This is a genomic window from Brevundimonas vitisensis (assembly GCF_016656965.1).
Taxonomy (GTDB): domain Bacteria; phylum Pseudomonadota; class Alphaproteobacteria; order Caulobacterales; family Caulobacteraceae; genus Brevundimonas; species Brevundimonas vitisensis.
This window is the reverse complement of sequence record NZ_CP067977.1, coordinates 1,102,790-1,116,707: the sequence shown is the minus strand read 5'-3', so window position 1 is coordinate 1,116,707 and position 13,918 is coordinate 1,102,790. Positions and strand designations below refer to the sequence as shown.

The window sequence follows — 13,918 nt, the reverse complement described above, 5'->3', positions numbered from 1 at the left end:
CGGCCCCGCAGCGATGCGGGGTCGCAGGTCAATGACGTGCGCGCAGCGGGGTTCAGGCCACTGATTTCCCGAGACAAAGACTTTTCTGGACGCCTTCGGCCCGCCTGAGGACGCCGGTCCCCTATGGTTTGGGCATGGCGGGAAAAGCGGACATGACAACGGGCGCAGCGGACTGGAAGGGCGACGGCCTGACCGTGCTTCAGACCGAGACGCTGAGGGCCGTGGCCGTTCTGAAGACAGCCCCCCTTAACGACGGCGACATCGCAGCCGCCGACAAACACGCGCGCGCCATCGTCAACATGGCCAGGGCGATGAAGGCGGTCGACGGCGTCGTCGACACGCGCCCCGCCGACGTGGCCGACCCCGAGGATGGAATGAGCGAAGATCATCGTGACGAAGACCCCGCCACGCGCGAGCGACTGTCTGCCGAACATGAGCGGTGCCTGGCTGAACTCCATACCGTTATCGAAGCGAAACGCGTGGCGGGCTGGACGTTCGTGCCGCCAGCTGGAGACCGACATTGCGACGACAGTCCTGCTGCCCCATCAGGTGATCCCGGAGGTGGACTGGCGGACCTGGGTCCTGCTGGGGGGGCGTGGATCGGGCAAGACGTTCGCGGGGGCGCACTGGATCAATACGCTGGCGCGTGAGAGCGGGCGGACGCTGGCCCTGGTGGGGCCTGCGCTGCACGATGTACGCGAAGTGATGGTGGAGGGGCCGTCGGGCATCAAGGCCCTGGCCGGGTCGGACAGGCCGCGATGGGAGGCCGGACGCAAGCGACTGGTCTGGGCCAACGACACGGTGGCCTATGCCTTTTCGGCCGAGGACGCGGACAGCCTGAGGGGGCCACAGTTCCATGCCGGATGGGCCGACGAATTCTGTGCCTGGCGCAACCCCGAGACGGTTCTGTCGAACCTGAGGTTCGGGCTGCGGCTGGGCGAGATGCCCCGGCTGATGGTGACGACGACGCCCCGCCCCATGGCCGCGTTGAGACGGTTGCTGGCCCAGGGCGGGACGGTGATCGACAGCGGTGCCACCCAGGCGAATGCCCGCCATCTGTCACCGGGCTTTCTGGCCCATCTGAACGAACTCTACGGAGGGACGCGGCTGGCGGCGCAGGAGCTGATGGGGCTGATCGTCGAGACAGACGGTGCCCTGTTCCGTGCGCAGGACCTGGCCCAGGCGCGCGGGGCCCGCCCGGCGTCGCTGGACCGGATCGTGGTGGCGGTCGATCCGCCGGCGACGGCGCATGGCGATGCTTGCGGCATCGTGGTGGTGGGGCGCAAGGACGGCCGCGCCTATGTGCTGGCCGACCGGACGGTGCGGGGGCGGTCGCCCGATGGCTGGGCCCGTGTGGTGGCCGCGGTGGCCAAGGAGTTCAAGGCCGCCCAGGTCATGGCCGAGGCCAACCAGGGCGGCGAAATGGTGCGGACCCTGCTGGCTCAGGCCGGGTGCGAGACAGCGGTGAAGCTGGTTCATGCCCGCCATGGCAAGCGGGTCCGGGCCGAGCCGGTCGCGGCGCTGTACGAACAGGGGCGGGTCATCCACTGCGACGCCTTTCCTGCGCTTGAAGAAGAGATGATGGCCTTGGGCAGCGATGCCGGAGGGGCCAGCCCGGACCGGGCCGACGCCTTGGTCTGGGCGATCAACGGCCTGATGCTGAATGGCCGTGAGGGGCCACGGATCAGGCGGCTCTAGCGCCCATGCCGCCGACTGCGGCTGACAAACGATCTGATGTTCAAGGAGACACCATGCCGTCGAACGACGTCTATCAAGCCCATGGCCGGTCGCCGGGTTCGCCCGCGCGGCGCGCCGAAGCGGTGACGCCCAGCGATACGGTCGATCTGACGACCTATGCCAAGGCGCTGTATCTGGGGGTCGGGGGCGACCTGACGCTGATCCCCGCCGGATCGACGGCAGCGGTCACGCTGAAGAACCATGCAGGCGGCTATGTGCCGGTGCAGGCGCGGCGCGTACTGGCGACCGGTACGACCGCCCAGCACATCGTGGCCCTGTCCGAATGAGCGTGAGCCTGGGCCTGGATCTGGATGGGCTGGTTCTGGGCGGCGCGGTGGAGCCGGGGATCAGGATCGTTCCGCATGCCGCGCGATACGACCGAGACCGTCAGCGCCATGCCGGGCTGGCCGCCATGCCGGGGGGAAGCTTTGGCCGAAGCGGGGCGGGTACAGCCTGGACGGCGGCGGGTGTCCTGGAGACCTTTGCCAGCGGTGCGGCGCGGATCACCGACCGGGGCCTGTTGATCGAGGGCTTGAGGACCAATCAGCTGAGTCTGTTCAATGCCGATCCTGTGGATGTGGCGGGCCTGACCCCCTTTGGCGGGGCGACGGTGTCGGTGGTGGAGCGAGGGGCGCTGATCGCGGCCGCAGGACTGGCGAAGGTCTGTCCCAATGGACGGGTATTCCGTGTGGTGACGACAGGCAGCGATCAGGGCGTCAGCATCGGCACGGCGACAACCGGGACGATGGCGACGAGCGCCAGCGCCTGGGTTGCGATCGAAAGCGGGTCCGCCGCTGGCGTCTGCCTGGAAGGCCACGGCCCGGTGGCAGCGACGTCTTCGACGGAGCTGACGCGGATCGGGGTGGACGGGGTGGTACCCGGCGCCAGCACGCGGATGCGGGTGGCGTCGCAGGGCGGGGCCTCGACCTTCGTGTTCGTCCTGCCGCAGCTGGAAACGGGGGCATCGGCCAGCAGCCCGATCGTGACGACAGGTGCGGCGGCGACCCGAGGGGGCGATGTCGCCCTGCTGGGCCAGCTGGCGCTGAGCCCGCCGTACACGGTCGTCTGTGCCTTCGAGCCGGACGCGTCGGCCTGGACCACAGGAGCGGGGCAGTATGTGCTGTCGCTGTCGGACAGCACAGATGTGTCGCGGGTCATTCTGCTGAGGTCATCGGCGACGACCGTGAACATGGAAATCTATAACGGCGCAGGGCGGATCTGCCTGATCAATCACGCGGTGCTGCCCGGTCAGATAAACCGTATCGCCGTGCGTGTGGCCGCCGACGATATGAACAGCGCCGCCAACGGCCAGTTGGGAGCCCATGACACGGCAGGCACGCCAGAGGCCGTCAGCCTGCTGGGCCTCGGCTGCCGGGCCATCACGGGCGGCAATGCCCTGTGCGGCAGCGTCAGCGCGGTGACGATCCGGCCAGGGGCCGCGAGCGATGCCGAACTGATCGCCCTGACCCAATAGCGGAGCACCACCATGCAGGACGGAATCGATGTGATCGGCCTGATCGCCGAAGTGCCGGCGGAGGGGGACACCGTGCCGGTGTCGCTGGACGGCTGGCACGTGAACGTCACGCCAGAGCGGCTGGCGGTTCATCCGGAATGGCAGACGTTCCGCGTCATGCCGAGACGGATGCGGCGCGTCTGGGCGGGAGACGACCCGTTGCACCCCCAGATGACCGTGGCGCTGAGGTTCGCGGATGCGGACGAGGCGGCGGTGTGGGGTCTGGGCCCGGATCTGGGCGGCGAGTGAAATCAGGAGGCACCATGAACTGGCTGGACCCGTTGAAATCGAAGCGCGCCGCACCGGAGGTCAAGGACAGCCGGATCGGGCCGCTGATGGCCCTGACGGGGGCGGGCCGTCCGCGCTGGACGCCGCGTGACTATGCCCATCTGGCGGCCGAGGGGTTCGGCAAGAACCCGGTGGCCTATCGCTGTGTGCGGATGATCGCGGAAGGCGCGGCCTCGGTGCCGCTGGTGGTGTTCGAGGGCGGGGCGCGGGCGGACGACCATCCACTGGCCCGGCGACTGGCCAAGCCGAACCCGGAACAGTCCGGGGCCGAATGGCTGGAAGGCGTTTATGGCGCGCTGCAGACGGCGGGCAATGCCTATGTCGAGGCGGTCGGCGAGGGAGAGGGTGGAGAGCTGTGGTCGCTGCGTCCCGACCGGGTGAAGGTCGTGCCGGGGCGGCATGGCTGGCCCGAGGCCTATGAATATTCCGTAGACGGACGGTCGGTGCGGATCGGGCGAGAGCCGGGCGGCTGGATGCCGGTGATGCATCTGAAACTGTTTCACCCGGTCGACGATCATTATGGGTTCTCGCCCCTGGAGGCGGCGGCCTTTGCCATCGATGTGCACAATGCCTCGGGGGCCTGGAACAAGGCGCTGCTGGACAATGCCGCCAGGCCGTCGGGCGCCCTGGTCTATGGCGGGCGGGACGGGGAGCGGCTGACCGCCGAACAGTTCGATCTGCTGAAGGCCGAGCTGGCCAACGGGCATTCGGGCGCGGCCAATGCCGGGCGGCCGCTGTTGCTGGACGGCGGGCTGGACTGGAAGCCGATGAGCTGGACCCCGGCGGAGATGGACTTCGTCGCCGGCAAGCATGCGGCGGCCAGGGAGATCGCCCTGGCGTTTGGCGTGCCGCCGCAGCTGCTGGGGATTCCGGGCGATGCCACCTATGCCAACTATCGCGAGGCCAATGCCGCCTTCTGGCGCGGGACGGTGGTGCCGCTGGTCCGGAAGACGGCCGGGCGCTGGGCGGATGGCTGGGTAGCCGGTTCACGGATGTGCGGATCGAGCCGGACCTGGACGCCGTGCCGGCCCTGCAGCCCGAGCGCGACGCCCTGTGGGCCCGGCTGAATGCGGCGACCTTCCTCAGCGACGACGAGCGGCGGCGGATGGCGGGCGTGGGGGGGGGCTGAAGAGAGTGGCGAGTGGTTAGTGGCGTTCGGTCTCCTCCCCATCGGCGTTATGCCGATGGGGAGGTGGCTTCCGGCGATGAGCCGGAAGACGGAGGGGGTTGACGCGGTGGTGACGGTGGAGTGCGATCTTTTGGACCCGGTCGCCCCCTCCGTCACGGCGCGAAGCCGCGCCGCGCCACCTCCCCGTTCGCTGCGCGAACAAGGAGGAGAAGTATGGAAGACCTGAAACGTATTCCCGTTGCCCTGATCGTGGCGCTGACAGTGCAGACGATTGGGGGACTGGTCTGGGCCGGCGGGGCGGCGGCGCGGATCGCCACGCCGGAAGACCGGGTGACCGAGCAGAGGCTGGTGGCCGAGCGGCTGGCGCGGCTGGAGGAACAGAGCCTGGCCACGCGATCGGCGCTGGACCGGATCGAGCGGCGGCTGGAGGAGAAGTGATGCTGAAGGCGGTGACGGCATTTTCCCTCCCCCGGCGGGGGAAGGAAAATGCCGGGACGGTCCTTATCGAAGGCCATGCCTCGCTGTGGAACGTCGCCGATCTGAATGGGGATGTGGTGGCCAAGGGAGCGTTCGGGGACAGTCTGGCGCGGACCGGGCCGGGCGGGGTGCGGATGCTGCACCAGCACGAGAGCCGGGCCGTCGTGGGCGTGTGGGACGAGATGCTCGAGGACGACCGCGGCCTGTTCGTCCGGGGCCGGATCACCGACTGGTCCCCCGACGCCCGCTATGCCGCCGCCCTGGCCCGAGCCGGGGCGCTGGACGGCCTGTCGATCGGCTTCAGGGCGGTGAAAGCGCGCCGCGACGGGCGGCTGAGGGTGCTGACCCAGGTCGACCTGTGGGAGGTATCGCTGGTGACGTTTCCGATGCTGCCGGGGGCGCGGTTCGGGGTCGTGGAGCGATGACTGCTTCCGGCCCCAGTCGGACTTACTGCGGTTGGGTAGGCTCAATCCAATCCGAACATTTCATTCATCGAACGCCACTTCACGTGCGCCGGGACTTCGTCGTGACGAAGGAATGAAACGGCCACTTCGGCTGCATCTTTCAGCAGAAACCATTCATCGTGCTTCAAGGATATCTCACCGGCACCTGTCGATAGCTTGGCCCCGTCCTTATACTTGGGCCTGGGAGTCTCCTGAAAAGCGCGCTCGTGCTTTAGAGGTTTGAGTTGGCGGCGCTCAATTAAGCACCACGGTCGGCTACCCGCGACCTGAATGTAGTTCCCTGCTTCGTCAGTCAAGGAGGCAAAGGTCGGGCCACCTTGCTGGAGGCCGAGAAACATCGCCCTGACCAGTTCTTCGGAAGGATTCTCAATAGCCAGCTGACCTTCCGCTTCGAGCTTCATAGCCGAAGGGCGACGCCTGAAAAGGTCCCGCAGAAAATTCATCATTAGCTCCGCGCCGTGTCCATGGCTCAGCATTTTGGTTCATGCCGGACTTGGCAAGGTCCGTAAACCACCACCAGCGAAGTTCGGGCGGTCCGGACTGGGACCAGGGGCATGCAACGTGTCTCGCAGCGTATTGGGTGGCCAACCCAACCCTGCCGGACGGCGGCTCAGCGTGTCTGGCGTGCGTTGCGGGCGAGGTCCACGAAGGTCTGGCGGAGCAGCAGCAGCGCCAGAAGGCCGATCAGGACGCGCGCGGTGTTCAGGCGGAATTCGGGGTCAAGCCAGGCTGGGCCGATGGTCTGTATCAGCCAGGTCTCGGGGGCCAAGCTCAGCCCCGCCATTGCGGCCCATATGAGCAGAACCAGACATGGGAAAGCCAGGGAAAGCCATCGTGGAAACGGTGTCCCGAGGAGCATGATCCAGCGCGGTTGGGCGACAGGGAAATCGGTGTCCGGGAGGTCTGTTTGCGCAAGCGCATGGATCCGCTCGAAGGTGCCTAGACCCTTGAGTCTGTGCTGGGTCCGCAGCGAAAAGGTTTGGCCCAGGATGGCCCAGGCCAGGATTACAATCATGACCAGGAATGAAGCGGCCAACTCCAGGCCACCAATGTGGTTGGCGTCGATACCGCCAGGAAATGTCAGGAGGAGAATGGCGGGTAGTTGGAGGGAGAACGCCGCCGCCCCGATCCAGGACAGCCGCAGGCTTTCGATCAGGTTGGACAAGCGCCGTTTCATGAAGCCAGCCTAGCGGTGTCCGGCGCTTTATCAATCGGGCCGGAGACAAGGAGGTGGCGACCGCGGGTGCGTGATTGAAACCGGTGCGAAACGGTGAGACCGTGCGGGTGAACTTTCGGGAGGCGGAGCGTGACGCGGGGGTTTGCCGTCGTTCAGACCCTGCTGGTTATCGCCTCCGCGATCGCCTGCGGCTGGTATGCCACGACGAAATCCATGCACTTTCCGCTGGCCTTGCGAGATCAGTTCTGGGTCTGCGAGACGGGTTATACGCTGCCGCAGCCCAGTCTCGATGCGTTCTGGGACAGTGAATATTCCAGCGCGCTGAGGGCGGCGCGAGAGCCCTCGCTGTATCTGGCGTCGCTGGATGCCGAAGCCGTACCGGTCGAGGTCGTCAGATTTACCTGGCTGAGAAGTTTCCACAATCCGGTCGTGGTTCGCATCGACGCGTCGGCCGACGGCACGATGCGGATGACCGCAACGGAAACCTATAATGGCGCTCTGGTCGACGGCCGGGGATATCGCAGGGTCAGTCGAGTCTTGTCAGCCGACGAGGCGGTGGCGTTGCGAAGCCTTCTGGAGACGGATCGGTTGGCGCAGGCGGCCCCGATCGGGTGCGAGGAAGGACTGGATGGTGCCCAATGGCTCATCGAGCGTAGCGGGCGCGGCCACTATGACCTGTGGCGCCGTTGGTCGCCGGACAGTGGCCCGGTGCACGAGGTGGGCCTGATGATGCTGAAGCTGACCGGGTGGTCGGTGGAGCCGGTGTACTGACGCCGTGCCGGGTGACGGTCTGCGTTTTCGGCACTCCGCCTAGACGCACTCGCCAGTCCGTTCGGCCTTCAGCCTGATGCCGACCTGCTCCATCGCCTTGGTGGCCATGGCGACCTGGCGTTCTTCGTCTGGTCCGAGGGCCCCGGGGACGGGCTGGAAATCGAAGGCCATGCGGCTGGTGGCCTCGACGCCGTCGGCAGCCACGACGCCTTCATAGGTGATGGTGACCGTGCCGGCCGCCCTTTTGGGATCGAGCGGACAGGTGATGGTGCCGGACACGGCATTGCCGACGCGCGGCGCCGGGCGGGTGGTGCATCCGGGATGCAGGACGAAATAGTTCCGGATCGCCCGGTCGGCGAAGCGCGGGCTTTCGCGCGCGGTGACGCAGACTTCGTCTTCGGTCTTGCCTGGACCCTGTTGGGCATATTGGGCCAGTCCAGCCCCGCCCAGTGTGATGCGGTAGAGGCCGGGGGCGGGATCGACGGGCTCCTGGGTGGAGGGGTCCGCAGGCGGAGTGCAGGCCGTCAAGGCGAGGGCCAGGCCCATGGTCAGCAGCGGTATGAACCGTACCGAGCAAGTCATGCGAACAGCCCCCCGTGATGACGGAGGGGATAGTGGCACGCGGACCTTGAGAGGCCGTGAAGCAGGGTCGTTAACGACCTGGGAGGCTGCCGCGCAGGAGCGGCGGTGGAAAGACTTCCTCCCTGCCCATGAGGGGGAGGGAGAACCGCAAAAGGAAACAGCATGAAAGAGACCAAGACCGCTTCCGGTTCGCCGGAAGCGCGCGCTGCGCTGCACGAGATGATGGCGGCGTTCGAGGCGTTCAAAGGGGCCAATGACGCCCGGCTGGACGAGATCGAGAAGAAGACCTCGGCCGATGTTCTGCTGGAACAGAAGGTGGCGCGCATCGACCAGGCGGTGGCCAGCGCCCAGGCGCGGCTGGACCGGGTGGTGAGCGAGGCCAGTGCGTTTCGAGGCACGGCCTATGTGGTGTTCGAGGATCTGCCGCTGGGACCGTTCGGCAACCGGGTGCCGCAGCTGGCCTTTGAAGTCTTTCGGCGACCGCGCGGGTCGGCCCCGGTGCTGGAGGACCGGCTGGAAGGGGTGTGCCTGATCCCCGGGGCGGGGGAGTTCGTGCTGGCCACCGAAGCGGTGATGCGGCGCGACGGCCTGACGCGGACCACGGCCGAGAATGTGAACAATGCCGAGGGCCGCGCGGACCTGTTGGTTTCATTGGACCAACTGGAGGCGCAATGCCCGAACCTAAAGCGGGTCAGTCTGGTGATCGGATGGTTCGGCGACAGCCTGAGCGCCGGTGAGTGCACGATCCGGCCCGGCGTCGAGCGGCGGGACAAGGCGACGGAGCCCCTGACCTGGTCCGTGGCAGGGCTGGATCGGTCGCAGGCCCATCTGATCTCGCAGGCCGGGGATGGTCCAGCCTACGGCGGCACGCCGTCGGACGACAGTGTCCGGCAGGCCGTGGCGGAACTGAAGGCGCGGGGCTGGGCGGTGACCCTGTATCCGTTCGTCTTCATGGACGCGGCCGATTACCCCTGGCGCGGAAGGATCGCGGGTCGCCATGGAGCGGAAGCCACGGGCGACGTTGCGGCCCTGTTCGGCACGGCGGACGGGTGGGGGCTGAGGCGGCTGGCGTTGCACTATGCGCAGCTGGCCACAGAGACGGGCGCGGATGGCCTGTTGATCGGGTCGGAGATGCGCGGTCTGACGACCACGCGCGGTGCGGACGGCGGCTTTCCGGCGGTCGCGGCCTTCCGAACATTGGCGGCGGAATGCCGGGCGGTGGTGGGGCCGGGCGTGGCCCTGTCTTATGCTGCGGACTGGTCGGAATATGCGGGGGTGCGCAGCGGCGGCGAGGTGCTGTTTCACCTGGACCAGCTGTGGGCCGACGTAAATATCGATCATGTCGCCATAGACTGGTACCCGCCCTTGGGCGACTGGCGGGACGACGGCGGCGGCCTCGACGCGGCCCTGTTCGAGGGGGCCTCGGATCCGGCCTATCTGGCCACCCAGATCGCGGGCGGGGAGGGGTTCGACTGGTTCTATGCCACCGAGGCCGACCGGGCGGCGCAGGCAAGGACACCGATCCACGACACGGCCCATGGCGAGGACTGGGTGTTCCGGGTCAAGGATCTGGTCGGCTGGTGGTCGAACGCTCACCATGATCGACCCGGCGGGATCAGAAGCGCCACGCCCACCCCCTGGGTGCCGGGAATGAAACCGATCCGGTTGACCGAGTTCGGTTGCGCCGCCGTGGACCGAGGGGCGAATGCGCCCAATGTCTTCGTCGATCCCAAGAGCCGCGAGAGCGGGTTGCCGCCCTTTTCCACCGGCGTGCGAGACGACCGGATGCAGCGGCGAACGCTGGAGGCGGTGCTGATGCATTTCGGGGAGGCGGCGAACAATCCCGTCTCGCCCCTCTATGGTGGGCCGATGCTGGAGGCGGCAGATGCCTGGTGCTGGGATGCGCGGCCCTATCCGGCTTTTCCCGCCAAGGCCGACGTCTGGGCCGATGCCGGAGCCTGGGCCAGTGGACATTGGTTGAACGGGCGGCTGGGCGGGGAAACGCGCGACCTGCTAGCCGCCATTCTGATGCGCGGCGGTCTGGACCCAGAATCATTCGAGGTCGGGGCGGTCCAGGGCGAGATCGCGGGCTATGTCATCGATCGACCGATGCGGGTCCGCGATGGGATCGCGCCGCTGTCGGCGGCCTTGGGTCTGAACATCGCCGAGCGGAATGGCCGGGTGGCCCTGGTCGAGGACCGCCCGGCGGTGGCGGCGCTGATGCTGGAGGACCTGGCCCTGCCGGACGATGGAGGGCCGGTCGCGGCGACGCGATCGCTGGAGCCACGCCCCGGTGCTGCGCGGGTGCGGTTCATTGACGAGACGGCCGACTATCAGACCGGGTCGGTCGTGGTGCGATCCGACGGCGAGGCGGGGGGCGTCGATGCCGACCTGCCGGCGGTCTGCGGCCGGGCACTGGCGAAGGCGGCGGCGCGTCGACTGCTGGCGAGCGAGGGCGGAGGTGAGCGGCTGGCGGTCAGCCTCGACCCGCTGTCGACGCTGAGGCTGGAACCGGCGGATGTGGTGACGGTGGAGGGGCACGGCGGCGACTGGCGCGTGGTACGGATCGAGTGGGACGAGGCCCCGCGCGCAACGCTGGAGCCGGTGATCGAGGTGCCGGCCGACGCAGAGATTCCGGACTGGCGGCCGACAGAGCCGGTGGGCGCGGTGGGGGCACCGTTTGTGGCGATCCTCGACCTGCCGCCCCTGCCGGGTCGCGAGGAGGACGCGCGGCCCGTGGTGGCCGTGTCCGCCCAGCCATGGCGGCCGATGAGCGTGCACGGCGGGACCTTGGCCGCTTCGCTGGAGCTGAGAGCGACGCTGACGCAGCCTGCGACGGTCGGGACCTTGGTGGCGGCGCTGGGACCGGGCGTGCGCCATCGCTGGGATGAAGCCCAGACCATCGTCGTCCGGGTCGAGGGACGGGCCCCGGAAAGCCAGTCGGAGGAGGCGGTTCTTGCCGGGGCCAACGCCTTGGCGGTTCAGACGGCGCGTGGGTGGGAGATCGTCCAATACCGGACGGCGACCCTGGTGGGGGCGGATGTCTGGCAGCTGAGCGGGCTGCTGCGGGCCCAGCAGGGAACGGACGCCGAGATGGCCGCGGGCGCAAGCGCCGGGGCAGTGGTCGTCTTCCTGGACGCAGCGATCGGGCGGTTGAACAGTCCGAGGGGGGAGCGGGGCCTGCCGCGCCTGTGGCGGGCGGGGCCGGCGGGACTGCCGCCCGGAGGAAAAGGGTTCGCCGAGGTCGCGGCGGTGATTGCGGGTCTGCATGATCGACCCTGGAGCCCGGCACACCTGACGGTCGTGGAAGGGGAGGACGGCTTGCGGATCGGCTGGCAGCCGCGCGCCAGGCTGTTCGGGGACAGTTGGGAGGTCGAGGCCACGGGCGATGCGATGCGGTTCCGCGTGCGGGTGCTGGACGGCCCGGTGGAGCGCAGGGTGTTCGAGGTGGAGGCGACGCAGGCGCTGTATGCGGCGGAGGAGGTCGCGGCGGACTTTCCGGCGGGGCTGACTGGTGCCGTGGCACGGGTGTCGCAGTGGGGCGAGGGCTTCGGCTGGGGCACGGAGGCCGGCGTGAGCCTGTTCTGACCCGCTAACCTCTTTGCGTTGCGGTCGTCATGCCCTAACTGACGCTGTATCTGGATGGGTTCTGGCGCTGCCGCGCCGGAGGCCCCTGTGAAGGAGCGGCATTCGACGTGGCAGGCGATCCCTACAAGGAACTGGGCGTAAGCCGCAGCGCGAGCCAGGACGAGATCAAGAAGGCGTTCCGCAAGCTCGCCAAGGAGCTGCACCCCGACAAGAACCCCGGCAATACCGTGGCCGACGAGCGGTTCAAGCGGATCACTGCGGCCTTCGATCTGATCGGCGATCCCGAGAAGCGGGCGAAATACGATCGCGGCGAAATCGATGCCGATGGCCGCGAGCAGTTCCGGGGTGGCGGCTTTGCGGGTGCGCGCGGCGGGCCCGGAGGCTTCCAGGGAGGCAGGGCGGCCTTCGACAATATCGACCTGGACGAAATCTTCGGCATGTTCGGCGGCGCGGCCGGTCGCGGCGGTGCGGGCCGGGCCGGGCCGATGCGGGGGCAGGACGTTCGCGCGACGCTGGAAATCAGCCTGGAAGACTCCATCGCTGGCGCAACGCGGCGCATCCAGTTCTCGGACGGTCGGACGCTGGACGTGGTGATCCCCAAGGGGGCGAACGACGGCCAGACCATCAGGCTGCGCGGACAGGGATCGCCCAGTCGCAACGGCGGCGAGGCCGGCGATGCCCTGATCGAACTGAAGCTGGGGGCCCATCCGGTATTCACGCGCGACGGGGCCGACCTGACCATGGACCTGCCCATCTCGGTGCCCGATGCGGTGCTGGGCGGCAAGGTGCAGGTTCCGACGCCTGAAGGCGCGGTGGTCATGACCATCCCCGCCGGATCCAACTCGGGCAAGGTGCTGAGGCTGAAGGGACGCGGGGCGGTGGCCGACGGACGGCGCGGCGATCTGAAGGCGCGACTGGTCGTCACCTTGCCGGAATCGCCGGACGAGGCTTTGGTGAAGTTTGCCGAGACCTGGCGTGCGCAGCGCCCGTACAAGCCTGGGGGCTGACCCGCCGTGACGTCGAAACCTGAGATGAAGCCGGCACGGCCCTGGTTCTCGGCCGGGCCCACGGCCAAGCGACCGGGATGGTCGTCCCAGGCCTTGCCGCACGTCCTGCTGGGCCGCGGCATTCGCGCGCCCGAGGTGGTTGAGCGGTTCGCGCACGGGCTGAAGCTGACCCGCGACGTGCTGAAGGTGCCGGACGACTATGTGCTGGCCTATCTGCCCGGCTCGGATACCGGTGCGGTGGAAGCGGCTTTGTGGGGCCTGTTGGGTTCACGTCCGGTGCAGGTGGTGGCGTTCGAGAATTTCGGCCAGACCTGGGCCCAGGACGTGCGCGATCACTTGAAGATTGAGCCCGAAATCCTGGAAGCGCCCTGGGGCGAGCTGCCGGACATGAGCGCGGTCGATCCGGGCAAGGACGTGGTGTTTCCCTGGAACGGGACGACGTCGGGCGTGCGGGTGCCGAACGCCGACTTCATCTCGGCCGACCGAAGCGGGCTGGTGATCTGCGATGCGACCTCGGCGGCGTTCGCGATGGACCTGGACTGGCCCAAGCTGGATGTCGTGACATTCTCGTTCCAGAAGGCGCTGGGGGGAGAGGCCGGGATCGGCATCGCCGCCCTATCGCCGCGCGCGGTCGAGCGGCTGGACACCCATACGCCGCCCTGGCCGGTGCCCAAGGTCCTGCGCCTGACCGAAAAGGGCCGCTTCAATCGGGCCTTGGCGACGGGGACGATGATCAACACCTTCTCCATCTGGACGCTGGAGGACTGGATCGACGCCCTGGAGTGGGCGGCGCGGGCCGGGGGGCTGGAGACGCTGATTGCGCGAACCGACGCCAATGCCGCGGCCCTGGACCAATGGGTGCAGCGGACGGACTGGGTCGACTATCTGGCGGTAGACCCGGCGACGCGATCGACGACCTCGGTCTGTCTGAAGATCATCGACCCGCGCGTGACGGGGCTGGATCCGGCGGAACGGTACAACTTCGTTCAGCGGATGAAGGCTCTGGTCGAAGGCGAGGGCGCAGCCTTCGACATCGAAGGCCATCGCAATGCCCCCGCAGGCCTGAGGATCTGGTGCGGATGCACGGTCGAGGCCGAGGACGTCAGGACGCTGGGCCCCTGGCTGGACTGGGCGTTTGCTGTGGCGGTCGCCGAGCTCTGACGCTTTTCCGTCTTGCCGGGACGA

The 13,918-nt window shown here is 68.1% G+C and carries 14 protein-coding genes and 2 pseudogenes; 13 read left to right on the top strand and 3 right to left on the bottom strand.

All coding sequences use genetic code 11. The annotated features are described in order from the left end of the window. The first annotated feature begins 152 nt into the window (after positions 1-152). The 8 genes and pseudogenes from JIP62_RS15130 (at position 153) to JIP62_RS05515 (ending at position 5,569) form a co-directional block, all read left to right on the top strand. Positions 153-650 carry a hypothetical protein gene (locus JIP62_RS15130; RefSeq protein ID WP_230974877.1) on the top strand — a complete coding sequence of 166 codons (498 nt, stop codon included), beginning with the start codon at positions 153-155 and terminating at the stop codon, positions 648-650. Continuing rightward, positions 562-1,698 (top strand): DNA-packaging protein, encoded by a 1,137-nt coding sequence (locus JIP62_RS05545; RefSeq protein WP_230974876.1) that lies wholly within the window; start codon positions 562-564, stop codon positions 1,696-1,698. The genes JIP62_RS15130 and JIP62_RS05545 overlap by 89 nt, the downstream gene beginning before the upstream one ends. 53 nt (positions 1,699-1,751) lie before the next feature. Continuing rightward, positions 1,752-2,024, top strand: a complete 273-nt coding sequence (locus tag JIP62_RS05540; protein WP_201103906.1) for a spike base protein, RCAP_Rcc01079 family — start codon at positions 1,752-1,754, stop codon at positions 2,022-2,024. A gap of 2 nt (positions 2,025-2,026) precedes the next feature. Beyond that, positions 2,027-3,211, top strand: coding sequence for a phage head spike fiber domain-containing protein (locus tag JIP62_RS05535; RefSeq protein ID WP_201103905.1), 1,185 nt, complete (start codon positions 2,027-2,029; stop codon positions 3,209-3,211). A gap of 12 nt (positions 3,212-3,223) precedes the next feature. Next, positions 3,224-3,499 carry a hypothetical protein gene (locus JIP62_RS05530; protein WP_201103904.1) on the top strand — a complete coding sequence of 92 codons (276 nt, stop codon included), beginning with the start codon at positions 3,224-3,226 and terminating at the stop codon, positions 3,497-3,499. 14 nt (positions 3,500-3,513) lie between these two features. Then, a pseudogene (locus tag JIP62_RS05525) lies at positions 3,514-4,667 on the top strand (phage portal protein). Between the two features lie 213 nt (positions 4,668-4,880). Next, the gene (locus tag JIP62_RS05520; protein WP_201103903.1) at positions 4,881-5,105 is read left to right on the top strand and encodes a hypothetical protein; all 225 of its coding nucleotides are present in this window, start codon (positions 4,881-4,883) and stop codon (positions 5,103-5,105) included. Further along, positions 5,105-5,569 carry an HK97 family phage prohead protease gene (locus tag JIP62_RS05515; protein WP_201103902.1) on the top strand — a complete coding sequence of 155 codons (465 nt, stop codon included), beginning with the start codon at positions 5,105-5,107 and terminating at the stop codon, positions 5,567-5,569. Before JIP62_RS05520 ends, JIP62_RS05515 begins: the two co-directional genes overlap by 1 nt. Positions 5,570-5,610: 41 nt before the next feature. Here the strand turns inward: JIP62_RS05515 and JIP62_RS05510 are convergent, their stop codons facing one another. Then, the gene (locus tag JIP62_RS05510) at positions 5,611-6,054 is read right to left on the bottom strand and encodes a hypothetical protein (protein WP_201103901.1); all 444 of its coding nucleotides are present in this window, start codon (positions 6,052-6,054) and stop codon (positions 5,611-5,613) included. Between the two features lie 164 nt (positions 6,055-6,218). Beyond that, on the bottom strand, positions 6,219-6,773 hold the full coding sequence (locus JIP62_RS05505; protein ID WP_201103900.1) for a hypothetical protein: 555 nt from the start codon (positions 6,771-6,773) through the stop codon (positions 6,219-6,221). A gap of 141 nt (positions 6,774-6,914) precedes the next feature. On the opposite strand from JIP62_RS05505, the gene JIP62_RS05500 reads away from it, so the two are divergent. Beyond that, positions 6,915-7,556 (top strand): hypothetical protein, encoded by a 642-nt coding sequence (locus JIP62_RS05500; RefSeq protein ID WP_201103899.1) that lies wholly within the window; start codon positions 6,915-6,917, stop codon positions 7,554-7,556. A gap of 39 nt (positions 7,557-7,595) precedes the next feature. On the opposite strand, the gene JIP62_RS05495 is transcribed toward JIP62_RS05500, so the two are convergent. After that, a complete protein-coding gene (locus tag JIP62_RS05495) occupies positions 7,596-8,138 on the bottom strand; it encodes a DUF3617 domain-containing protein (RefSeq protein WP_201103898.1) in 543 nt (180 codons plus the stop codon). 162 nt (positions 8,139-8,300) lie between these two features. Between JIP62_RS05495 and JIP62_RS15125 the strand changes: the two are divergent. From JIP62_RS15125 to JIP62_RS05480, 4 genes and pseudogenes are all read left to right on the top strand, one after another. Then, positions 8,301-8,519: pseudogene (locus tag JIP62_RS15125) on the top strand (phage major capsid protein); the annotation flags it as partial. Then, a complete protein-coding gene (locus JIP62_RS05490; protein ID WP_456237046.1) occupies positions 8,505-11,726 on the top strand; it encodes a baseplate multidomain protein megatron in 3,222 nt (1,073 codons plus the stop codon). The pseudogene JIP62_RS15125 and the gene JIP62_RS05490, both read left to right, overlap by 15 nt. A gap of 107 nt (positions 11,727-11,833) precedes the next feature. Then, positions 11,834-12,733 carry a DnaJ C-terminal domain-containing protein gene (locus JIP62_RS05485; RefSeq protein WP_201103896.1) on the top strand — a complete coding sequence of 300 codons (900 nt, stop codon included), beginning with the start codon at positions 11,834-11,836 and terminating at the stop codon, positions 12,731-12,733. 24 nt (positions 12,734-12,757) lie between these two features. Further along, on the top strand, positions 12,758-13,894 hold the full coding sequence (locus tag JIP62_RS05480; RefSeq protein ID WP_201103895.1) for a phosphoserine transaminase: 1,137 nt from the start codon (positions 12,758-12,760) through the stop codon (positions 13,892-13,894). Positions 13,895-13,918 lie beyond the last annotated feature (24 nt).